13 protein-coding genes are annotated in these 22,429 nt (G+C 66.0%); 9 read left to right on the plus strand and 4 right to left on the minus strand.

Annotated elements, in window-relative coordinates:
- Nucleotides 1-51: 51 nt before the first annotated feature.
- The 8 genes from pyrF (at nucleotide 52) to RQP53_RS08985 (ending at nucleotide 13,651) form a co-directional block, all read left to right on the plus strand.
- A complete protein-coding gene (gene pyrF, locus RQP53_RS08950) occupies nucleotides 52-873 on the plus strand; it encodes an orotidine-5'-phosphate decarboxylase (protein WP_315649931.1) in 822 nt (273 codons plus the stop codon).
- Between the two features lie 176 nt (nucleotides 874-1,049).
- Nucleotides 1,050-4,334 carry a PAS domain-containing hybrid sensor histidine kinase/response regulator gene (locus RQP53_RS08955; protein WP_315649933.1) on the plus strand — a complete coding sequence of 1,095 codons (3,285 nt, stop codon included), beginning with the start codon at nucleotides 1,050-1,052 and terminating at the stop codon, nucleotides 4,332-4,334.
- A gap of 453 nt (nucleotides 4,335-4,787) precedes the next feature.
- Nucleotides 4,788-7,673, plus strand: a complete 2,886-nt coding sequence (locus RQP53_RS08960) for a TonB-dependent receptor domain-containing protein (RefSeq protein ID WP_315649935.1) — start codon at nucleotides 4,788-4,790, stop codon at nucleotides 7,671-7,673.
- 139 nt (nucleotides 7,674-7,812) lie between these two features.
- Entirely contained in the window at nucleotides 7,813-9,042 is a 1,230-nt protein-coding gene (locus RQP53_RS08965; RefSeq protein ID WP_315649937.1) for an NAD(P)/FAD-dependent oxidoreductase, read from the plus strand.
- A 36-nt stretch (nucleotides 9,043-9,078) separates the two neighbouring features.
- Nucleotides 9,079-9,834 (plus strand): class II glutamine amidotransferase, encoded by a 756-nt coding sequence (locus RQP53_RS08970; RefSeq protein ID WP_315649939.1) that lies wholly within the window; start codon nucleotides 9,079-9,081, stop codon nucleotides 9,832-9,834.
- Nucleotides 9,835-9,965: 131 nt separating this feature from the next.
- Complete coding sequence (locus RQP53_RS08975) at nucleotides 9,966-11,066, plus strand: sensor histidine kinase (protein ID WP_315649941.1); 1,101 nt, start codon at nucleotides 9,966-9,968, stop codon at nucleotides 11,064-11,066.
- Nucleotides 11,063-11,815: a LytR/AlgR family response regulator transcription factor gene (locus tag RQP53_RS08980; protein WP_315649943.1), complete on the plus strand. Its 753-nt coding sequence runs from the start codon at nucleotides 11,063-11,065 to the stop codon at nucleotides 11,813-11,815. Before RQP53_RS08975 ends, RQP53_RS08980 begins: the two co-directional genes overlap by 4 nt.
- Nucleotides 11,816-11,947: 132 nt before the next feature.
- Complete coding sequence (locus RQP53_RS08985; protein ID WP_315649945.1) at nucleotides 11,948-13,651, plus strand: M14 family metallopeptidase; 1,704 nt, start codon at nucleotides 11,948-11,950, stop codon at nucleotides 13,649-13,651.
- 24 nt (nucleotides 13,652-13,675) lie between these two features.
- Here the strand turns inward: RQP53_RS08985 and RQP53_RS08990 are convergent, their stop codons facing one another.
- From RQP53_RS08990 to RQP53_RS09005, 4 genes are all read right to left on the minus strand, one after another.
- Entirely contained in the window at nucleotides 13,676-15,079 is a 1,404-nt protein-coding gene (locus RQP53_RS08990; RefSeq protein WP_315649947.1) for a hypothetical protein, read from the minus strand.
- Nucleotides 15,076-15,810, minus strand: coding sequence for a PEP-CTERM sorting domain-containing protein (locus RQP53_RS08995; protein WP_315649949.1), 735 nt, complete (start codon nucleotides 15,808-15,810; stop codon nucleotides 15,076-15,078). The genes RQP53_RS08990 and RQP53_RS08995 overlap by 4 nt, the downstream gene beginning before the upstream one ends.
- An 81-nt stretch (nucleotides 15,811-15,891) precedes the next feature.
- Nucleotides 15,892-18,612: a DUF7453 family protein gene (locus RQP53_RS09000; RefSeq protein ID WP_315649951.1), complete on the minus strand. Its 2,721-nt coding sequence runs from the start codon at nucleotides 18,610-18,612 to the stop codon at nucleotides 15,892-15,894.
- A gap of 157 nt (nucleotides 18,613-18,769) precedes the next feature.
- Nucleotides 18,770-19,417 (minus strand): hypothetical protein, encoded by a 648-nt coding sequence (locus tag RQP53_RS09005; RefSeq protein WP_315649953.1) that lies wholly within the window; start codon nucleotides 19,415-19,417, stop codon nucleotides 18,770-18,772.
- Nucleotides 19,418-20,047: 630 nt separating this feature from the next.
- Here RQP53_RS09005 and RQP53_RS09010 point away from each other — a divergent pair.
- Complete coding sequence (locus tag RQP53_RS09010) at nucleotides 20,048-22,426, plus strand: winged helix-turn-helix domain-containing protein (RefSeq protein WP_315649955.1); 2,379 nt, start codon at nucleotides 20,048-20,050, stop codon at nucleotides 22,424-22,426.
- Nucleotides 22,427-22,429: the final 3 nt, after the last annotated feature.

Consider the following 22,429-nt stretch of genomic DNA (forward strand, 5'->3'; position numbering starts at 1 on the left):
CCAAAAGCGCGACAATACGACACCTCAGCCCCGTCGAAAGCCTGCCAGCCCATGAATTTCATCCAGCAACTCCACGCCGCCGAAACCCTGAACCATTCGCTGCTCTGCGTGGGCCTGGATCCCGAGCCGGCCAAGTTTCCTGGCGCCTGGAAGGGCGATGCCAGCCGCATCTACGATTTCTGCAGCGCCATCGTCGACGCGACCAAGGACCTGGTCAGCGCCTTCAAGCCGCAGATCGCCTACTTTGCCGCCCACCGCGCCGAAGACCAGCTGGAGCGGCTGATGGCCCATATCAAGCGCGTTGCGCCCAGCGTGCCGGTGATTCTGGATGCCAAGCGCGGCGACATCGGCTCGACCGCCGAGCAGTACGCCCGTGAGGCCTTTGAGCGCTACCAGGCCGACGCGGTGACCCTGTCGCCCTTCATGGGCTTCGACACCATCGAGCCCTATCTGCGCTACCCCGACAAGGGCGCCATCCTGCTGTGCCGCACCTCCAATCCGGGCGGCAGCGACTGGCAGAACCAGCGCCTGGCCGATCTGCCGGGCCAGCCGCGGCTGTACGAACATCTGGCCCATCTGGCCGAGACGGCCTGGAACAAGAACGGCCAGCTGGGCCTGGTCGTCGGCGCGACCTTCCCGGCCGAGATCGCCCGCGTGCGCGAGCTGGCCCCGACGCTGCCGCTGCTGATCCCCGGCGTTGGTGCCCAGGGCGGCGATGCGGTGGCCACCGTCAAGGCCGGCCTGCGTGAGGGCGGCACCATCATCGTCAACTCCTCGCGGGCGGTGCTCTACGCCAGCAGCGGCGAGGACTTTGCCGCGGCTGCCCGCCGCGTGGCCCTGCAGACCCGCGAACAGCTCAACGCCGCAGTTTGATCGCACTGGCAGCGTTCCGGCCGCCGCGCAGTGGCCGAGAACTACTGCTCGTTTGCGCTATTTGCGCTCGATTAGCCCGGTATTTCGGGGTCAGAACGGGTGTTCAGCGCGGGCACTCTGCTTGAGACTGTGAAGCTCGCCGGGCCTGCGCCCGGCGCGCATGGAGCCGTCGCATCTTGAGCAAGCAGATCCTGGACGAATTGAGCAGCCTGGTCGGGCAAGACCTGCCCCCGGGCGAGCGCCACCTGGTGCTGGAGCGCAATCTGCGCTGGCGCTCGGTGCGGCTGTTCGTTTCCGGCTGTGCGGCGATCTGCTTTGTTGTCGGCCTGCTGCTGGTGTTCAGCATTGCGCCCGATGAGCCGCTGGGCGGCTGGGGGCCGCCGCTGCTGGCCTGGCTGGCCACGCTGATCGGCCCGCTGGCGCTGGCCAAGCTGCCACGCGAGCGTGGCCAGTGGTTGGTGATGATGATGATGGGCCTGGTGATGCTGCTGGCGCTGGCGATTGCGGTGTCGCGTCACATCGGCCTGCACTCGCCCTCGCTGGGCGCGATGGCGCTGATGGTGGCGCTGGCCACGGCCATGTATGGCCTGCCGTCCGGCCTCACGCTGCTGAGCTTGGCGGCGCTCAGCCTGGCCGGCCTCGGCTGGGCCGAACTCGGCGGCTGGACCCACCAAGCCGGCGTCGAGCAGGGGCTGGCCACCTATCTGGTCACCCACGGTCTGCTGCTGCTGGGCGCCATCATCGTGGGCCTGGGCACGCAGCGCATGGTCAAGCGCAGCCTGCAGGAAGCGGCTGAACGCAATATGCGCTTCCGCCAGATGCTCAGCATGGCGGCCGACTGGTACTGGGAGATGGACCGCGAGTTCCGTTTCACCCATCTGGCCGAGGACAGACCCGGCGCCTCGGGCGTCGATCTGAGCTCGCGCGTTGGCAAGACGCCCTGGGAGATCGACCAGTTTGGCATCAGCGATGAGGAGATGGACGCCCACCGCGCCGATCTGGAATCGCACCGCAGCTTCCGCGGCCTGGTGGCGCGGCGCAATACCGGCGATGGCACGGTGCGCTATGTCTCGGTCAGCGGCGAGCCGCGCTTCGACGCCGAGGGCAATTTCCGCGGCTACTGGGGCGTGGGCCGCGATGTCTCCAACGAGGTGCAGGCCGAGCAGGCCATCGTCGCCACCGAAACACGCTACCGCGAGCTGTTCCGCCGTTCGCCCAGCCCGCTGGTGCTGCACCGCTGGGGGCGAGTGCTGGATGCCAACCCGGCCGCCATGGCCATGTTCGGCTACACCCAGCGCTCCAGCATGATTGGCCAGGACCTGTTCTCGCATTACGAGCCGGGCGAGGACGAACGGGCCCGCCAGCGTGCCGCCAAGATCGAGGGCATGCCGGTGGGCGCGATGCTGCCGATGGCCGAATTCAAGCTGCGCACGCTGTCGCGCCGCCGCCGTCTGGTGCAGGCCACCAGCGTGCGGGTCGATGCGGCCAGCGGGCCGGCTACCTTGTCCTTCTTCATCGACCAGACCGAGGCCTCGCGCGCCCAGGAGGCGCTGCGCCGCTCCGAGGGCCTGCTTTCGCACCTGGTGGCGACCAGCCCCGACGTCATCACGCTGACCGAAATCGCCAGCGGCCGCTATGCGATGGTCAACAAGACCTTCGAGCGCCTGTCCGGCTACAGCAGCGACGAGGTGCTGGGCCGCAGCGCCGAGGAACTGGGCATCTGGCGCAAACGGGACGAGCTGGAGCGGCTGAAGGAAGGCCTGGCCCAGCATGGGCGCGTGGCCGATATGCCGGCCACTTTTGTCGGCAAGAACGGTGATCCGATCGCGATGGTGATCTCGGCGGCGCCCTTCCAGATGGACGGGCAGTCCTATCTGGTCATCAATGCCCGCGATGTGTCCGAGACCGAGCGCACCCGGCTGGTTCATGCGGCGATTCTGGAGAACGCCTCGATCGGCATCACGCTGACGCGCAACCAGCACTTCGTTCAGGTCAACCGCCTGGTCGAGGAGATGTTCGGCTGGCCCGAGGGCGCCTTGCTCGGCCAGCATGGCAGCGTGGTCTGGCCCAGCCGCGAGGACTATGCGGCGCTGGGCGCCGAGCTGGGGCCACGTCTTGCCGCCGGCGAACAGGTCGAGACCGAGCGCATGATGCGGCGCCGCGATGGCAGCACCTTTTTGTGCCGCCTGCTGGCCAAGGCCGTCGATCCCAATCACCCCAGCCGCGGCGGTACGATCTGGATTCTGGAAGACGTCACCGAGAAGCGCCGCGTCGAAGCCGCGCTGGCCCAGGCCAAGGACGAGGCCCAGGCCGCCAGCCGCGCCAAGACCGCCTTTCTGGCCAATACCAGCCACGAGATCCGCACGCCGCTCAACGGCGTGGTCGGCCTGGCGCGGATGCTGCAGCAGCCCGATCTGGACGACGAGACGCGCCGCCACTATCTCGACCAGATGCTGGACAGCGCCGAGAGCCTGTCGGGCCTGATCTCCGACATCCTCGATCTGTCCAAGATCGAAGCCGGCCGGCTGACGCTGGAATCGGTGCCCTTTGCGCTGCGCGACATGCTGGCCACCATGCGCATGGCCTATCTGACGCTGGCCCAGGCCCGCGGCCTGGCCTTCAAGATCGATGTCGACGAGGCGGTGCCGGGCTGGGTGGTCGGCGACCCGGTGCGCACGCGCCAGATCCTGTCCAACTACCTGACCAACGCGCTGAAGTTCACCGAGGCCGGCTCGGTGGCGGTGCGGGTGCTGCGCCTGGATGCCGAGCGCATCCGCATCGAGGTCAGCGACACCGGCCCGGGCATCGCGCCGGAGATGCAGTCGCGGTTGTTCCAGCCCTTCACCCAGGCCGATGAATCGACGACGCGGCGCTATGGCGGTACCGGCCTCGGGCTGTCGATCTGCCGCGAGCTGGCCACGCTGATGGGCGGGCAGGTGGGGGCGCAGTCGCAGCTCGGCCACGGCTCGACCTTCTGGGCCGAGCTGCCGCTGTCGGCCGCGCCAACGCCGATCAGCACGCAGCTGCGCGAGGCCCGTGACAACGAGGACCTGAAGGGCCTGCGCGTGCTGATGGTCGAGGACAACCCGGTCAATATGATGATCGCCGTGGCCCTGCTCGAGCAGTGGGGGCTGGAAGTGGCTCAGGCCAGCGACGGCAGCCAGGCCGTCGAGGCGATCAATGCGGCGGCCAGCATGGGCCGGCCCTATGACGCGGTGCTGATGGATGTGCAGATGCCGGTGATGAGCGGCCACGAGGCGACCCGCCAGGTGCGCCGCCGCTTCAGCGCCAGCGAGCTGCCCATCGTCGCGCTAACGGCCGCCGCGCTGGTCTCGGAGCGCGACGAGGCGCTGGCCGCCGGCATGAACGAGTTCCTGACCAAGCCGATCGACGCGCCGCGGCTGCGCCAGGTGCTGGTGCGCCTGATCGGCCACAAGGACCCGGACAATCTCAAGTCCTGAGGCCTGGCCCTGAACGGGGCTTGGAAAAGCCTGTGCTGCTGGGCAACCCTCCGATTGCGGGGTGAGGAAAGCCATGATCAGCATGAATACGCCCCGGCTTTGTATGTCTTTGGACTGAAACTCCGCGTCTATTGTTCGGCATTCGCCCCTGTGTGGCCGCCGTGGCAGGGTGCTGTCGAATGCAGGCCGCAGCGGCTGCGCAAGGCCTTGGACCAAGGGATTGCCCTGTGCGCGCTGGCGGTGCCGACGGCCGTCGGTGGCATGTACATCAAGCTGACATGTTGTCCGCCGCCAACAGAACACCGATCTTCGGTAGTAACCCTGTGTAAGTCGGCACCCCCCCCCTCGAAAATCGCCAACAGCTGCACCGGAATCTCAAAAGGGTTCGGTGCTGTTTTTTTCGCAGAGCAGCCCATGTCGGGTGCGCCAACTGCAGTCTAGGAGGATCTAGGTTTGAAACTCAACCCAATCAACGTTGCCATCGTTGCAGCTATCGCCTCGATCGGCATGCCTGCTCTCGCACAACAAGCTGGTACCCAGCTTGAGCGTGTTGAAGTGACCGGTAGCCGCATCCTGTCGGTCAACGCCGTGTCGCCGGCCCCTGTGCAAGTGATGTCTGCTGCAGACATCTCTGCTGCTGGCGTCGCCAATATTCAAGATCTGCTGATCAAGAATCCCGCTATCGGCGTGCCAGGCCTGAGCCGCTCGAACTCGAATTTCCTGACCAGTGGTGCTGGTGTGGCCACGATCGACCTGCGTAACCTGGGCTCGAGCCGTACGCTGGTGCTGATCAATGGTCGTCGCATGGTCTCGGGCACGCCCGGTGACTCCGCCGTCGACTTGAACACCATCCCGACCGACTTCATCGAGCGTGTCGAGCTGCTGACCGGCGGCGCCTCGTCGACCTACGGTTCCGACGCTGTTGCCGGTGTCGTCAACATCATCCTGAAGCGCAACTTCAACGGCCTGAACCTGGATGCACAGGTCGGTCAGAGCTCCAAGAGCGATGACAAGAAGAAGAAGTTCTCGGCTACCTGGGGTGCTTCGAACGACAAGAGCAGCCTGATGGCTCACATCGGCGTCAGCCGTCAAGGCGAAGTGCGCTCGGCAAATCGTGACGGCACGACGATCGACACGCAATCGCTGGTCGCCGCAGGCCGGTCCAAGGATGCTGCCGACTTCTACAAGACGGGCGTGTTCCTGTCTGGCTTCGCACCTGCTGGTCATTTCTTCGACGATGCCGCCGATTACACCATCGACGCCAACGGCAACATGAAGAAGTGGAGCCAGAACGGCCCGGCCGGCGATGGCGTCAATGCCACCGGTTTCAACCGTACCGAATGGCGTCGTATCGCTGTTCCGGTCGATCGCGTGCTGCTGGCCTCCAAGGGTGAGTTCCAGATCAACGAATCGCACCAGGCATTCTTTGAAGGCACCTACGCCAACACGAAGTCCTCGAGCAATATCGAGCCCTTCCCGCTGGCTTCTGACGCCATCTTCCCGGATACCGACGGCACCGTGCCGGCCTACACGACGGTCAACGGTCAGAAGATCCGCAATCCGCTGGTGCCTTCGTTCGTCACTGGCGATGGCTACTTCTTCCAGAAGCGCATGAGCGACTTCGGCCCGCGCCATCAAGACGTCGAGCGCGACACCTTCCGTGTCCTGGGCGGCGTGAAGGGCGAGCTGACCAAGACCTGGTCCTATGAGGGTTACATTGGCTACGGTTCGACCAAGGAATCGCAGACCGGTACCGGCCAAGTCAACGTCCTGAACTTCAAGAATGCGCTGCAAGCTATTCCTGACGGCAAGGGTGGCGTGATGTGCGCGGATGCCCTGGCACGTGCCCAGGGTTGCGCGCCGGCCAATGTGTTCGGCACCGGCACCATGTCGGCCGACGCGATCGCCTACATCCAGGCTCCGCAATCGCTGCAGACCAAGATCACGCAAAAGATCGCTGGCGCCAGCGTTTCTGGCGAGCCCTTCGAACTGCCCGCCGGTGCTGTCGGTGTGGCTGCCGGCCTGGAATGGCGCAACGAAGGTTCCAGCACCGTCTATGACGCGCTGACCCAAGCTGGCCTGAACGGCGGTAACAAGTTGCCCAACACCAAGGGTGATTTCACCGTCAAGGAAGCTTTCGCTGAAGTTCGCCTGCCGCTGCTGAAGGACCTGAAGATGGTCAAGACGCTGGATGGCACCTTGGCCTACCGCGTTGGCGACTACTCGACTGTCGGCAACACCCGCAGCTGGAATGCTGGTCTGGACTGGGCCGCCAACAACACCGTTCGCGTCCGCCTGACGCAAGCCGTGTCGACCCGTGCTCCGAACATCAACGAGCTGTATCAAGGTGCTTCGCAGACCTTCCCGCAAGTGACTGACCCCTGCCAAGGCGTCAAGATCACTGATACCGGCGAACTGGCTACCCGCTGCAAGGCTGCGCCTGGCGTGACCGCGAACATGAACGCCAACGGCGGCGTGTTCACGTTGACCCAGCCTGATCTGCAAGGCGTCAGCGGCTATGACAGCGGCAACCCGAACCTCAAGGCCGAGAAGGGTACTTCGCGTACCTTGGGTCTGGTGATCACGCCGAAGGACATCGCAGCGCTGAAGAACTTCACCTTCACCGCCGACTACTTCGACATCGAAATCTCGAAGGCGATCAACAATCCTGGCCGCGACTACACGCTGGATCAGTGCTACAACGGTGGTGATCAGGCCTTCTGCAAGTTCATCATCCGTCGTCCCGTCGCCACTGGCGCCGGTAGCGCTGGTGCCCTGCAGTTCATCAACCAGGCCCCCGTCAACAGCGGTGGTCAAAAGGCCAAGGGTATCGACTTCACCAGCAGCTACAGCGATCGCCTGGGTGCTGGCCGTGTCAATGCCCGCCTGAGCTACACGCGCCTGCTGGATGCTTGGAACAAGGCCACTGACGATGCCGAACTGGACAAGTCGGTCGGTGAAATCGGTTCGCCGAAGAACAAGTGGTCGCTGGCTCTGGGTTACGACATTGGTAACTGGTCGGTCGCTACCACGACGACTTACTGGGGTGAGTCGTACCTGGACGACCAAGGCACCAACAAGTACCTGGATCCGAAGAAGTACAACGGCTTCACGAAGGACACCTTCCGTATCGGCAGCGTGACCTACTTCGACGCCCAAGTGACTTACAAGATGGGCAAGGCGGCTCAGCTGTACTTCGGTGTGGACAACTTGCTGGACACCAAGGCGCCGTTCATCCCGTCGGGTCTGCCTGGCAACACGACCGGTACCAACACGAACGCCAGCACCTATGACGCCATCGGCCGTCGCGGTTACATCGGCATTCGCTACAACATGTAATCTGGCTTTGGCCTGAGAGGCCTTCAAAAGCCTCATCGAAAACCCGGCATCGATCGATGCCGGGTTTTTTTTCGCCCCCAGCCATTCTTCGCTGGGCACTTCGCTCCCCCTAGAATCGCCGCTCATTCACGGAGATCCCATGTCCCTGGCTTTGCCCCTGCAGCGCACCGAGGTGCTGGTCATCGGCGCCGGTCCGGCCGGCAGTGCGGCCGCACGGCAACTGGCGCGCGCCGGCTTCGATGTACTGCTGGTCGATCAGCAGCCGCAGGGGCGCGACAAGATCTGCGGCGATGGTTTGATTCCCGATGCGCACAAGGCCTTGGCGCGGCTCGGCCTGCTGGAGCAGGTGATGGCACTGGCGCAGCCGGTGTCCCACGTCGGCTGCATCGCGCCGCGTGGTGGTCGCATTGATGTGCCGGGCGAACTGGCCGTGCTGCCGCGTCGCGAGCTCGACAACTTGCTCTGCCAGGCGGCACAGGATGCCGGTGCCCGGTTTCTGGCGCCGGCGCGTTTCGAGAAGCCGCTGGTGAATGAACAAGGCCGTGTCTGTGGCGCGCAAGTGCGCATCGGTGACGACGTCCATGAGATCGCCTGCGACTGGCTGCTGCTGGCTACCGGCGCGGTGCCCAAGGCCTTGATCGCTGCCGAGATGTGCGAGCGCCACACACCCAGCGGCGTGGCGCTGCGCGGCTATGTGCATGCGCCCAGCATGGTCGGGCGCATCAAGGCGATGGAGGTGGTCTGGAACAAGGCGGTGCGGCCCGGCTATGGCTGGATCTTCCCGGCCCCGAACGACTGCTTCAATATCGGCGTCGGCGTTACCGACAGCCATAAAGCCGTCAGCGGCAAGGGCAGCAAGAAGGAGCTGAACCTGCGCGCCATCTTCGATGCCTTCTGCGCCAACTACGAGCCCGCCGCTGCTTTGATGCGTGAAGGCAAGTTGTTAGGTGAACTCAAGGGGGCTCCGCTGCGCTGCACGCTGGACGGAGCACGCTGGTCGCGGCCAGGCCTGCTGGTCACCGGCGAAGCGGCCGGCTCGACCTATAGCTTCACCGGCGAAGGCATCGGCAAGGCGATGGAGACCGGCATGCTGGCGGCCGACGCCATCATTCAGGGCAAAGCCAAGCAGTGGAACGACGCGCAGCTGCGCGAGGCCTATGAGCAGAGCCTGCGGGCGCTGAAACCGAAGTTCGACCTCTATCAGCGCGCCAACCGCGTGAACGCGGCACCTTGGCTGGCCGATCTGCTGATCTGGCGTGCCAAGCGCAGCCCGCGGCTGCTGGCACGGATGAGCGGGGTGCTGCGCGAAACCAGCAACCCGGGCAATCTGGTCAGCCTGAAGGGCTTTTCGCGGCTCTTTCTTGAGTAGCATCGGGCCTGCCCCGCCGAAACGAGAGAGTCTGAGATGTGCCAACTGCTGGGCATGAATGCCAACACGCCGACCGATGTGATGTTCAGCTTCACCGGCCTGGCGACCCGCGCTGACGAGCACAAGGATGGCTTCGGCATCGCCTTCTTCGAGGGCCGCGGCCTGCGCCATTTCGTCGACCACCACAGCGCCCGCATCTCGCCGCTGGCCAAGCTGGTGCAGGACTATCCGATCAAGAGCGATAACGTCATCGCCCATATCCGCAAGGCCACGCAAGGCCAGGTGGCGCTGGAGAACACCCACCCCTTCCAGCGCGAGCTGTGGGGCCGCTACTGGGTGTTTGCCCACAACGGCAATCTGAAGGATTTTCAGCCGCGCCTGCATGGCGCCTTCAAGCCGGTCGGCCAGACCGACAGCGAGCTGGCCTTTTGCTGGCTGATGCAGGAGCTGGCCAAGGCCCATTGCGGTGTGCCCAGCATCGCCGAGCTCAGCAACACGCTGGCCGAGCTGATGCCGCAGCTCAACGCGCACGGCACCTTCAATATGCTGCTGTCCAACGGCCAGGCGCTGTGGGCCCATGGCTCCACCCATCTGCACTACCTGTTGCGGCGCCATCCCTTTGGCCGCGTCCATCTGCAGGATGAGGACCTCAGCGTCGACTTCGCCGAGCAGACCACCACGCAGGACCGCGTCGCCATGATCGCCACCCAGCCGCTGACCCGCGACGAGCCCTGGGTGGCCTTCCAGCCGGGCGAGTTGAAGGTTTTCGTGGGCGGCGAGCTGTTCTGCTGACCGATGGCGACCGAAGGCAGTGCTGGGGGTTGCCTGCCATTCATCGTCGCGTGCCGGCCGTTGGCGACAGTCTGACGCCATTGGTGCGGCCGGCTATCCGCTGGCCTCCCTGAAACTCTAGACTCGCGTCCATGCATTCGCCTGCGCCCCCCGAACCCGTAACCAGTCCGCTGAAGCTGGATTGGACGCAATGGCTTTATCCAGGCCCGCGGCGCATCTTCTCGGCGCAGGAGATGCAAAGGGCAGGGCAGCAGCCCTGGCCCCATGCGCTGGATTGGTATGTGCTCAGCAACTGTCTCTGCCTCTCGCTCGCCAATGGCTGGATGCTGCGACCAGCGCTGCTTTCGCTGCTGGTGCCGCTGGTTCTGATGACGGGCATCATGGGCCTGGCCGGCGCACGCTCGCTATGGCGGCGTCCGAGCCGGCTGTGGTTGAACGTGAAGAGTGCCGCACTGCTGGCGGCGCTGGGCTTTGCTGCGGCACTGGCCAAGCACACGCTGGACAAGCCCACGCTGCGCTTGCTGTTCCCGCTGCTCGGCGTGACGGTGCTGCTGATCGTTGGCGGCTGGTGGTTTCTGACCATCTTCCGCGTCCATCAAATCGAGGCGCGGCTGCGCGAACTCGACGACCAGGAGCAGCACCTGAAGCTGGCCCGCCGCCTGGCCACCGCGCAGATCCAGCCGCACTTCCTGTTCAACACCCTGGCCTCGATCCAGCACTGGGTCGACAGCCAGGACCCACGCGCCGGCAGCACGCTGCGCTCCTTCACCCGCTATCTGCGCGCCACGCTGCCGATGTTCGAGCACGAGACGCTGAGCCTGGCCGAAGAGCTGCAGATCGTGCGCAGCTATCTGGAAGTGATGCAGGCACGGCTGGGGCAGCGGCTGAGCTGGGCGATAGACCCAAGCCTTGCCGACACGAACATCGCGCTCCAGCTGCCGCCGGGCACGCTGCTGACCCTGGTCGAGAACGCCATCGGCCATGGCATCGAGCCGGCGCTGCGCGGCGGCCATATCGAGCTGCGGCTGCGCCAAGATGGCGCGCGATTGCAGATCGAGGTCGAGGACAGCGGCGTCGGTCTTGCCGGTGCTGAAACCCAGTTCGGCCTCGGCCTGGGCAACACGCTGCAAAGGCTGCGCCAACAGTTTGGTGACGCGGCCACGCTGACGCTGCGGCCAGCCCCGGCCGGCGGCTGCATCGCCACTCTCGACCTGCCCCAGACACAGCCATGAAGATCCTGATCGCCGACGATGAAGAAGCCCCTCGCGAGCAGCTGCGTGCGGCGCTGATGCGCTTGGCGCCCACCGCCGAGCTGGTGGCTGCCAGCGAGAACGGCATCGATGCCTGGGACGATTGCCTGGCCCACGAGCCGGAGCTCTGCCTGCTGGACATCCGCATGCCCGGCTTGAGCGGGCTGGAGGTGGCGCGACGCCTGGCCACGCTGGCGCAGCCGCCGCAGGTGGTCTTCGTCACTGCCTATGGCGACCACGCGCTGTCGGCCTTCGAGGCCGGTGCGATCGACTATCTGATGAAGCCGGTGGACGACGCCCGGCTGCTGCAGGCCTTGCAGCGCGCCGAGGCCCGCCGCAGCAGCGCGCCGGCGCCAACTGTTCAGCTGCAGCAACTGCTCAGCCAGCTGCTGCCCGCGGCCCGGCCCCCGATGCGCCCCATCCAGGCCAGCCTGGGCAAGGAGATCAAGCTGATCGCCCCCGAGGAGGTGATCTATTTCGAGAGCGACAGCCGCTACACCCGGGTCGTCTACCAGGGCGGCGAGGCGTTGATACGCACGCCGCTGAAGGAGTTGCTGGCCAGCCTGGACGAACAGATCTTCTGGCAGGTGCATCGCTCGGTGCTGGTCAACAGCCGACAGATTGCCAGCGCCACTCGCATCGACGACAGCAGCATGGTGCTGACGCTGAAGGGCCGGACCGAGCGACTGCCGGTTTCACGCCAGTTCCAACCCCTGTTCAGGGGGCAGTGAGCCGCGTTTTTCCGGGCATTTGCGATGAGTGCTGACTTAACAGGCGGTTACCATTGGAGCTAGGGGGGTCGCGCCAACGACGCTGGTCGTGGTGCTGCCGCAAACCACCGATGATTCCAACAGCAAGTCCACATGGCCGCCCTTCCCAGCCCGCGCTTTGACGAGTTCTACCGCTACGAACCTCTGACCGAACTGCTGTTCGGCTATGTGGAGGCACGGCCCAATCTGGTCTCGGTGCGCAGCATGGGCAAGAGCCATGAGGGCCGTGACATCTGGGTGCTGGTGCTGACCAACACCGCCACCGGCGCCGATCTGGACAAGCCTGCCTTCTGGCTGGACGGCAATATCCACGCCGCCGAGCTGACCGCCAGCACCACCTGCCTCTATTACCTGCACCACCTGCTGACGCAGTACGGTGTCGACCCGGCCGTGACGCAGCTGCTCGACACCCGGGTGATCTATATGGTGCCGCGCCTGAACCCCGACGGCGCCGAGCTGGCCCTGGCCGACCGCCCGCGCCACATCCGCTCGTCGACCCGCCGCTACCCCTATGACGAGGAGCCCGTCGACGGCCTGACGATTGAAGACGTCGATGGCGACGGCCGCATTCTCAGCATGCGCATCCCCGATCCGCATGGCGGCTACAAGAAGCATCCCGACGATCCACGTCTGATGGTGCCGCGCGAGCCGGGCGAGTTCGGCGGCGAGTATTTCCGCCTGATGCCCGAGGGCTTCATCAAGAACCATGACGGCCTGACCGTCACCGTCAACAAGGACCGCGAGGGCCTGGACCTGAACCGCAATTTCCCCAGCGAATGGCGGCAGGAGTACAAGCAGCTCGGCGCCGGTCCCTACCCGACCAGCGAGCCCGAGGTCCGGGCCATGGTGGACTTCATCGTCGCCCACCCGAATATCGGTGCCGCGATCAGCTTCCACACGCACAGCGGCGTGATCCTGCGGCCCATGGGCTCGCAGAGCGATGAGGACATGACGCCTGAGGATCTGTGGCTCTATCAGCGCTTCTCCCAGCTCGGCGAGAAGCACACCGGCTATCCGGCCATCAGCATCTGGCACGACTTCAAGTACCACCCCAAGGACGTCATCAGCGGCACGCAGGACTGGGTCTACGAACATCTGGGCGCGCTGTTCTGGGTCGTCGAGCTGTGGTCGCCGAACAAGGAAGCCGGCATAGCGGGCTATAAGTGGATCGACTGGTACCGCGAGCACCCGGTGGCCGACGATCTCAAGCTGCTGAAGTGGAGCGACGAGCAGTGCGGCGGCCAGGCCCATGTCGACTGGCGGCCCTTCCAGCATCCGCAGCTGGGCGTGGTCGAGATCGGCGGCTGGGACAAGATGAACTTCTGGCGCAACCCGCCGCCGGCGCTGCGCGAACGCGAGGCGGCCCGCTTCCCGGCCTGGATGACGCAGATTGCACTGTCGCTGCCGCGGCTGGAACTGCTGCGCACCGAGGTGCGTGCGCTCGGGCCCGACACCTGGCGCGTGCGCCTGGCGGTCGCCAACAGCGGCTACCTGCCGGCCTATGTGACCCAGCGCGCGCTGGAGCGCAAGATCGTCCGCGGCGTGCAGTTCGAGATCCATATGCCGCTGAACAACCCGGAGATCAGCCTGGTCAGCGGCAAGGAAAGAATGGAAGGCCCGCAGTTGGAAGGCCATGGCGCCAAGCAAAGCCTGCAGGCCTTTCTGCCAACCCGCGAAGTCACCGGCGACCGTGCCGTGGGCGAATGGGTCGTGCGCGCCCCCAAGGGCACCCGGCTGGCGCTGAGCGCCAGCGCCGAGCGCGCCGGCACCATCCGTACCGAAGTCGTGCTCGACTAAGACGCTGACGGCCTGCCCGCGGACTCAGCGCGCCGCGATATCGGCCTCGATGCTCGTGTCCAGCACGGGCGTGAAGCCCCCTTGGTTGCCAAAGCGATCAGTAGCAGCCAGTTCCAGCAGCGCACGGCGGCCCGGCTTGTTGTCTCCCTGGGCCTCGAAGCTCAGCGTCAGGTGAACCGTCATGCGGCTTGATTCAGGGGCGCTGCCCTGAATGCGGCTGAGCTTTGGGTGCAGGCGGGCACTGCCCAGTGCCAGCGGTTCAGCGCCGCCGGCCACCTGGCAACGCGCATTCAGCCGCGAGGCGGGGCCGTCCGAGTACGTGGGCTGGCAGAGGCTGAATTGGCCGGTGCGCCGCTCCCAACGCCACCAAGCACCTGCCGCCGCGGGCTCGCTCAAGCGCAAGTCCAGCTGCTCCACGGTGTTCCAGGGCTGGCCGTCCGGGGCCTGCCATTCGAGCGAGAGCACGCTCAGGCGTTCGCTGGGCAGCTTGTCGGCGGGCGCGATCACCGTCGTGCGCCCGAATGGCGCGACATCGGTTTGGCTGCTCGTCGAGCTGGCAGCCGGTTCGATGTCGGCGATGCTGCTCCAGGTGTTTGCGAGCCCGAGCTGCGCATTCACCGGCTGTCTGAGGCGTACACCGAACCAGCTGCTTTGTGGGCTTTTGCTGCCCAGCACTTGGATGGTGAAGCTGCCTTGGGTTGCGCCCGCAGGCAGTCGCAGCACATCGTCGCGCGCCTCGTAGTCACCCGTGCATTTGAGAACGAAACCGGCCTGACCCTGGAGCGGCGGCGTGCTGGGCTGATACTCGAATCGGCATCCGCCCGGGACAGCAGAGCCGTTTTCGGTGAAGTAGGGAATCTGCACTTCAGCACCGTTCGGTGCCGCATGGCTGAGTCGCACCTCAAACGTAGCCGGTGTCCGGATGAAGGGGAACGGGCTGCGCTGCACCCGCACGCGCGACAGGGAAAGCAGACGTGGCACGCCATCGTCATCGGCAATCAGCACCTCGCCTTGGCCGACCCGTGTGCCGTGTTTGGCCAGCACTTGCACGTACTTGTTGCTCTCGTCCACGGTATCGCCACAGATCGTCACCGGTACAAACGGGTAGTTCGGGTTGATCCTGAACGGCCGATCCTCGACAGCGATGAAATCCACCCCTGCCTCACAGCTTGCGCCTCCGGTGGCGGCCGGGGCCCTACCCGGCCGCGTGCTGATCAGCAGCTGTGACTGCGGATTCATATCGGGCGGCAGGCTGATTGGCAACCAGACCTCACGCTGGCCGCTATGGCCCTCCAGCTCGCGGATGCTGCCGATCTGAATCGACGCCTGGGCCCAGGCGGCATCGGCGCCCACCAGGCTGCCGGCGAGGCCAACCCATGCCAGCAGCGTTGCGTTCAGGGCATGGGCAGAGCGCAGCGGCCGGCTCATGCGTGGCTCCCGGTACTGACACGGCGACGCAGCCCTGCAAGACCCAGCAGCCCGGCGGCCATCAGGGCCCAAGTCCCAGGCTCGGGCACCGGGTTGGACATCTGGCCGTACTGGATGTGGTCGACCTCGATACCGCCACTCGTATTGCTGATGCTGATGGAGCGAATGCCGCCGGCAAACTGCACACCGAAAAAGCGATCCTCCTCGGTGCTGGCATCGATGCGGTTGTCGGCAAAGCCCGAGCGCGTGATGCTGCCCAGGCTTTGCCCATTCGCGCCGATCGCCCGGAAAGTGATGCTGCCGCCGCCATCGGTCCAGACCAGACCGAAGGCGGTAGGCAGCGCCCCGTTACCGACATAGCTGAAGGTGACACCCTCGACGCCATTGCCGTTGAACCAGCTGACGCAGTGGCCGCTGGACTGCTGGCGGCAACTGCCGTCGATCAGGCCGTCGTCGACATCGACGGAGTCACGCGCTCCGGCGAAACCGGAACTCAGCAATTCGCCAAAGTCGCCGCCCAAGGTGCTGTCGAGCGCGCCGTCCTCGAGCGTCTCCAGCACGGTCGGGCTGCCACCCAGGTAGAAGTTGACGGGGATGTCGGCGGCCGAAAGATAGGCCGAAGGGCCGAAGAAGATGGGGTCGGCCGCCTGGCTGCCTGTGGCCGCGCTCAGCAGCGTCAGGTTGGCAAGGACATGAAGGGCTTTGTGTTCACGCGGTTTGTGCATGGTCATGGCAGAAAACTCCCTGGGTTGGAATGAAAAAAGACAAGAGCAGAGCGAAGAGCGGCGGGCTTGAAGTGATGTGCGCAAGGGTCAGGGCTGGTGCGCCAAGCGACGCCGCCATGCCATCAAGCCCAAGCCGCTCAGCAGCAGCGCCCACTGCTGCGGCTCGGGCACGGCCGTCACGCCGATCACGCCGTCGATGTAGAGGCGTGACAGATCGAGCTGCGTGCCCTCGGCCAGCAGCAGGCCGCTGCTGTCGATGCTGCTGAAGCGGCCTTGCAAGCTGCCCCAGTCGAACAGGTCGAAGCGCTGCCCCACCTGGCCGCTGAAGCCAGCGAAGGAAGCGAGCTTGAGCGTGCCGCCGAGGGTCAGCGTGCCGGCCACGCGGTACTGGTCATAACTGCCTCCCAGCTCGGTGCCACCGATCTCGGCGAGATAGAGGTTGGCGGCGCCAAAGCTGACGTCGCCGGCGTCTTCCCCTAGGCCGGGCGAGTCGCCGACGCTGAAGCCGCCTTCGAAGTATTTGTGCCCCGTGCCGCTGAGCAGGGCGCCGTTGCGCTGCTCCACAGCGCCGAAGAACACGGCGGTGGCGCCGGCCGACACCCGCAGCTCAGCGCCCTTGCGCACCTCGACCTTGTCGTAGAAGGTCGTGGTGCTCTGGCCCGAGAGGAGGATCTGCCCGCCGGCCTCGTTGACCACGGCGCCGAAGAGCTCGCTGCGGCCCGCGGTGACCAGCACCTGGCCCGCGTTGCTGAACCCGCCCGAGCTTGTCAGCCGCGACTCGTTCAGCAGCAGCCGGGCGCCCGGATCGTTGCGCCAAGCGCCTTCGGCCACCACGGTGGCGTCCTTCAGGTCCACGAGACCGGCTTTGCTGGTGCTGAAGCTGCCGCTGGTTTCCAGCCGACCGCCGTTGACCTCGACCACGCCAGCATTGCGGTGCGTGGCGCCGATCAGTTGCAAGCTCTCACCCAGGCCGACTCGCACGCGGCCGCTGGCCGTGTTGCTCAGGTCGGTCTCCAGCCGGCTGCCCAGGCCGACCGCGCCGCGCACCGTGCCGGCGTTGACCAGCCCCCCGGAGAGCTGCAGCCGCCCGGCCTGCAGCACACCCTGGTTGCTCACGAGCTTGCCAAAGCTGCCCGTGCCGCTGAGCACGCCCTGCCGGCCCACCTGCATGGACTCCGCATCGATGCGCCCGCCAGCCATGGCCAGGGTGGCGATGCCTGCGCCTGTGCCCACCTGCAAGGAGCGCAGCTTGACCGTGTCGGCCGGCCCGGTGACGGTGAGGCTGCGACTCGGGTCCAGCGTCACGTCGTGCACGTCGGCCGGGTTCAGGCCGAGCGTCCAGTTCGCGGCATTGGCCCAGCTGCCACTGGCGCTGCTGCGCCAGCGCAGGGCGGGGGTGAAGAGGAAGGTGCCCTGTGTGCCGTCGGTGAAGTCGGCCAGGTAGGCCACCTGCCCATGCAGATTCAAGGCGCCGGAGCTCATGGTGGTGAAGGACACGGTCTTGCCTGCCAGCGCCGCGCCTTGCAACTGCACGGCCACGGTGTCGATGCCATCGCTCGCAAACAGGCCGTCATTGCTGCTGCCGCCGGTGATGACGGCCCGGAACGCCGCCTGCCCGCCCTCGTTGAGCATGGGGCTGAAGAGGCTTGAGAACGTGCCGGCCCCTGCGCCCGGGGCGCTTTGGCCTTGCACGGCGATGGCCGTCAGCGCGCTGTCGCTGCTGCTTCGATAGATGCCTTGGTTGCTGCTACCACCGGTGATGCTGGCCTGAAACGCTGTCTGCCCGGCCTGGTTCAGCACCGGCCTGTCAAAGCTTGAAAACGTCCCGCCCCCTGCGCCCGTGGCGCTTTGGCCCGCCAGGACGATGGCCGCCAACGTGCCGCCGCTGCTGCTTCGGTAGATGCCCTGATTGCTGCTGCCACCGGTGATGCTGGCCTGGAACGCTGCCTGCCCGACATCATTCAGTGCGAGCTCACCAAAGCCAAAGAACGTACCGGCCCCTGCACCTGCAGCGCTTTGGCCTGTCAGTGCGATGGCCGTCAGCGTGCTGGCGCCGTTGCTGCGGTAGATGCCGCGGGTGCTGCTGCCGCCGGTGATGCTGGCCCGAAACGCCATCTGCCCGGCCTGATTCAGCACCAAGTCGTTAAAGACTGAAAACGTGCCAGCCCCTGCGCCCGGGGCGCTTTGGCCTCGTAGGGCGATGGCCGTCAGCGTGCTGCCGCTGCTGCTGCGGTAGATGCCGGAGGTGCTGCTTGCGCCGCTGATGAAACCCTCGAACGCCGTCTGCCCGGCATCGTTCAGCATGGGATTGCCAAAGCCTGAAAACGTGCCGGCCCCTGCGCCCGTGGCGGTCTGGCCTTCCAGGCCGATGGCCGTCAGCACGCCGCCGCTGCCGCTGCGGTAGATCGCGCTGCTGCCACCGGTGATGTTGACCCGGAACGCCGTCTGCCCAGCCTGGTTCAGCACGGGAGCAACAAAGCTTGTGAACGTGCCGCCACCCGCGCCCGGAGCGCTTTGGCCTTGCAAGGCGATGGGGGCGGGCTTTTGGCCTGGGGCGTTGAGATACAGGCCAAAGGCGATCGCGCTGCGGGCAAGGGTGGCCGTGAATGCCGTTTGCCCGGCATCGTTCAGCACCGGCGAGGAGAAGCCGATGCCAAACGTGGCCCCCACCCCTGCCCCCGCCGCGCTCTGGCCGGTGATCGCCAGGGTCTCGGTGCGGGACTGCGCCGCAGCCGGGGCGGGCAGGCTGGCCATGGCAGCGATGCAGGACGCGGCGAAGGCGGTGTGTCGCAAGGCGTTAGTTTTCATCAAGTGTCCAGGAATGTGGTGGTCGTCAGGAAAGGCGCGCGCTCGCGTGCAGCGCTGCATCAGCTGAGCGCTCAACTGCCCGCCGTCCATCAAGGCCAGTAGCGGGTCGCCAGCGCCCAAGCCCGCAGCGCCCACGGCGCTGGCACTCAGGGGGCGCTCAGCTGCTGATGCGCAGATTGGCGTCGCCGCGCACGACCTTGCTGCTGTCCACCTTGTCCTTCCAGCCCAGGTTGTGGGCGCGGCCATAGATGCGGGCCACTTCGTCGTTGGGGCCAGTGGGCGGGATGGTGGGAGCCAGGCATTCGCTGACCTTGAAGTTGAACTGCCACAGGCTCAGGAGCGGCGCCAGTTCGACAGCGGAGTTGGCGTTGACCTTCTTGGAGCCGATGGCCGTGTCGAAGCCGGCGCTGAGCCAGTCGGCCGAGTGGCTGTCGCCAAAGCAGCAGGTCGAGTACATCAGGCGCAGCTTGCCGCGCAGACTCAGGGCGCTGATGTCGCCGGCCAGGGTGCTGGTCTTGGCACTGCCGTCGTGGAAGACCACGCGACCCTCCTCGCCGTGCAGCATCAGCAGCACGTCGATCCGCTTGACGCTAGCTTTGGCGCCTTCGGCGCGCAAGGCAGCCAGGAAATCAGCACGCGTGGCATGGCCGCCGTAAAGCTTGACAAGGCGGACGTAGTCGTCACCCAGCGTCGCTTCTGCTGTGGCGCGGCCCGCGCCCTCGATGAAGCGGTAGAGGTAGTCGGTCTCGCCCGATGTCAGGTGGTTGACGACGATCAGGACACGGTCTTTCTTTTCGATGCTCATGGTGAGTAGCTCCCTGTGGGATGGTTGAGAAACGAGGTTTGGCGCCCGGGGCTCAGGCACCGGATGAGGCTGCCCCCTGGTGATTGCGGCGCAGCCGTAGGCGCAGGCCCTACAGGCCTTGCTTGGTGAAATTGATGGGTTGGTCCCAGCAGCTTCCTGTCGGTCCTCGCCGCGTCACGGTGGCGGCTTGGCCGTTGCCGGCCTGCAGCAAGGACAGGCGACTTGAGCTGAGCTGAGTTCGCTTGCATGTCAGCGGCATCGTGTGGCGAGCCGGCTTCAAGTTGCTTGGACTACCCACGGCGGTGTGCGCCTGTTTCGACAGAAGCCCGGCGCACGGCCAAGACCGAGACTGAGGCCGAGACCGACCTGCCCCCCACTTCATCAAGTTAGGGGGGGGACGGTCTCGGACTTCGTGCTGCGCTCCCGCACAATCTCTCGGCTCGCTGCCCGGGTCTTGTGTGCGATTGCGAATCTCAGGCTGTGGCTGCTTGCTGCTCATCGAGATCCCCTGGCGTGTTGTCAATGTGGCGCCATGGTCTGCGGCCAAGCCCGGCAAGTCCTGATGAAACTCTTGCGCTTCTCTCAAGGATTTCTTTTCCCAATGAAATCAAAGGCCTACGTGGACTTCTCATGAATGAACCCGACGCTCAGAAGCCAGCTTCCGGCGCAAACCTTCAGGCGGCGCAGACCCTGCAGATCGGCGAATGGCAGGCCGATCCGCTGCTGGACGAGCTGCGCCAAGGCGATCAGGTGCTCAAGCTGGAGCCGCGCAAGATGCGCTTGCTGATGGCGTTAGCGCAGCGGCCGCAGCAGCTGGTGACGCTGGATCAGCTGCTCGACGAGGTCTGGGGGGATTTGGTGGTCACCCCGAGTTCGGTGTACCAGTCGATCTCGCAGCTGCGCAGCCTGCTTGGCGACGACGCCAGCCAGCCGCGCTACATCGTCACCGTGCCACGCAAGGGCTATCGCCTGGTAGCGGCGGTCAGTGAGGTGGTGCTGCGCGCGCCCACAATCGCAGCACCGACCTCACAGCCAGCGTCGATACAGCCAGAACCGGACTCTCGCCGGACGCCTGATCTGGAGCCCGGGCAGCGTGTGCCCGATCAAGTGCTACCGGCGGCACAGCAGCCGGCCTTGCCCACGCCGGTCGCCGCAAGCCGGCGCTGGTGGCTCGGCAGCTCGGTGACGGCAGCGGCCTTGCTCGGTACAGGCGGATGGTGGGCCTGGCAGCGCGGGTCGCGCCTGCCGCCCGGCGAGATCACCCTGGCCGTCCTTCCTTTTGATGACGCCTCGCCCAAGGAGCTGGAGCAGCCGCTGGCCGACAGCCTGGCCGAAAGCGTGATCGGCGCCCTGTCTCGCCATCAGCAGATTCGGGTGGCGGCCCGGTCCACCTCCTTCCAGTTTCGCAATGCCCAGGCCTTGGCGCCGCAGGCCAAGCAGCTGGCCGTGACCCATGTGCTCTGGGGCGAGCTGCGGCGCTGGCAGCTGGGCCTCACGCTCAAGCTCAGCCTGCACCGTGCGGCAGACAGCGAAGTGCTCTGGCAGCAGATGCTGGAGTCGCCCGCTGCCGCCTTGGGCAGCCTGGCCGAGAGCGTGGCCAATGCGGCCCTTCAGGCCCTCGGCGTGGCCCCCTTGCCGGCCACCGCGAAGCCGGTGCCCTTGGCCGATGCCTACGAGTTCTACCTGCTGGGCCTGCACCATCAACGCGGTGGCCAAATCGAGGGCATCCTGAAGGCGCGCGACTACTTCCAGCGTGCCATCGACACCGACCCTGGTTTTGCCTTGGCCTATGTGGGCCTGGCCGTGACCTGGACGGGCGAGTACTACTACGGCACCGGTCTGAGCTTCAGGGACATGGATGCGCGTACCCAGCCCTTGATCGACCGCGCCTTGCAGCTGGACCCGGAGCTGCCCCTGGCCCTGGGCGCGCAGGGCAGCCAGCTGTCCCATCGCGGCCAGCATGACGAGGCGAGGACTTGGCATGAGCGCTCCTTGGCCAAGGCGCCGCACGATGCCACCCTGCTGTACTGGGCGGGAGGCACCGAGAACAGCGCCGGCTGGCCCGCCCGCGCGCTCGCCTACTACAGCCGGGCGGCCGAGCTGAGCCCCCTATCGCCGCAGATCCAGCACCTGACGGGATGGGCCGCCACCAACGCGGGCCGCTACGAGCTTGCCGAGCAGGCCTATCGGCGTGCTCTCACCTTGGCGCCCAAGCATGCCAACGGCCCTCGGGGTTTCGGCATGATTGGCTTCGCCCGAGGGCAGCTCGACCAAGCAGTGAAGGGCTACCGCCAAGCCCTCGTGCTCAAACCGAACGACGCCTACTTCTGGGATCAGCTGGCCTGGATCTACTTGGATCTGGGCCTGATTGACGAAGCCAGGCAGGCCTTTGCCCAGTTCCAGGCGCAAAGCCCGCAGCCGGTCTGGGCCCAGGTCTCGGCGGCGCGGCTGTGGGTCTGCGCGCAAGACCAAGCAGCCCTGCGCAAGGCGCTCGATGCCGTGCCGGTGCAGAGCAAGGAGCGCGATGCGGTCATCGAGACCGCCTTGCTGCGCCTCGTCCTGGGTCAGCCCGAGCAGGCCTACAAGACCTTGAGCTCGGTGATTGGCCTGGTGCTGGCCGACCCCGTGCCGCTGTACGACGACTGGACCACCTTTCTGGGCCAGCATGCCTGGCTCGACGTGGCGGCGATCTACTGCGCCACCGAGCACCGCGATCATGCCGAGCCCTTCATCGAGCAGGCGTCCAGCTATGTGGAACGCTATGCCAAGCAGGGCAATGTCTGGCATGCCATCGGCTACCACCGCGCCCGCATCGCTGCACTGCGCGGCCAGCCCGAGGCGGCACTGGCGGCGCTGGAAGACGCGGTGCGCCTGGGCTGGCGGCGGGGCTGGTGGCTGGCCCAGGACCCGGCGCTGCAAAGCCTGCGTGAACTGCCGCGCTTCAAGGCCGTGCTGGCCCGCATCGATCAATCCAACCAGGCGCAGCGCAGCAAGCTCTCAACGGCTTGATAC

The organism is Roseateles aquae, from assembly GCF_032337115.1.
GTDB classification, from domain to species: Bacteria; Pseudomonadota; Gammaproteobacteria; order Burkholderiales; family Burkholderiaceae_C; genus Roseateles_C; species Roseateles_C aquae.

What these genes read in the sequence shown, in the direction of transcription:
- RQP53_RS08970 (WP_315649939.1), top strand. Translation starts at nt 9,079, where the DNA reads ATGTGCCAACTGCTGGGCATGAATGCCAACACGCCGACCGATGTGATG.
- RQP53_RS09005 (WP_315649953.1), bottom strand. Translation starts at nt 19,417, where the DNA reads ATGAGCATCGAAAAGAAAGACCGTGTCCTGATCGTCGTCAACCACCTG.
- RQP53_RS08980 (WP_315649943.1), top strand. Translation starts at nt 11,063, where the DNA reads ATGAAGATCCTGATCGCCGACGATGAAGAAGCCCCTCGCGAGCAGCTG.
- RQP53_RS08975 (WP_315649941.1), top strand. Translation starts at nt 9,966, where the DNA reads ATGCATTCGCCTGCGCCCCCCGAACCCGTAACCAGTCCGCTGAAGCTG.
- RQP53_RS09000 (WP_315649951.1), bottom strand. Translation starts at nt 18,612, where the DNA reads ATGAAAACTAACGCCTTGCGACACACCGCCTTCGCCGCGTCCTGCATC.
- RQP53_RS08965 (WP_315649937.1), top strand. Translation starts at nt 7,813, where the DNA reads ATGTCCCTGGCTTTGCCCCTGCAGCGCACCGAGGTGCTGGTCATCGGC.
- RQP53_RS09010 (WP_315649955.1), top strand. Translation starts at nt 20,048, where the DNA reads ATGAATGAACCCGACGCTCAGAAGCCAGCTTCCGGCGCAAACCTTCAG.
- RQP53_RS08995 (WP_315649949.1), bottom strand. Translation starts at nt 15,810, where the DNA reads ATGACCATGCACAAACCGCGTGAACACAAAGCCCTTCATGTCCTTGCC.
- RQP53_RS08985 (WP_315649945.1), top strand. Translation starts at nt 11,948, where the DNA reads ATGGCCGCCCTTCCCAGCCCGCGCTTTGACGAGTTCTACCGCTACGAA.
- pyrF (WP_315649931.1), top strand. Translation starts at nt 52, where the DNA reads ATGAATTTCATCCAGCAACTCCACGCCGCCGAAACCCTGAACCATTCG.
- RQP53_RS08990 (WP_315649947.1), bottom strand. Translation starts at nt 15,079, where the DNA reads ATGAGCCGGCCGCTGCGCTCTGCCCATGCCCTGAACGCAACGCTGCTG.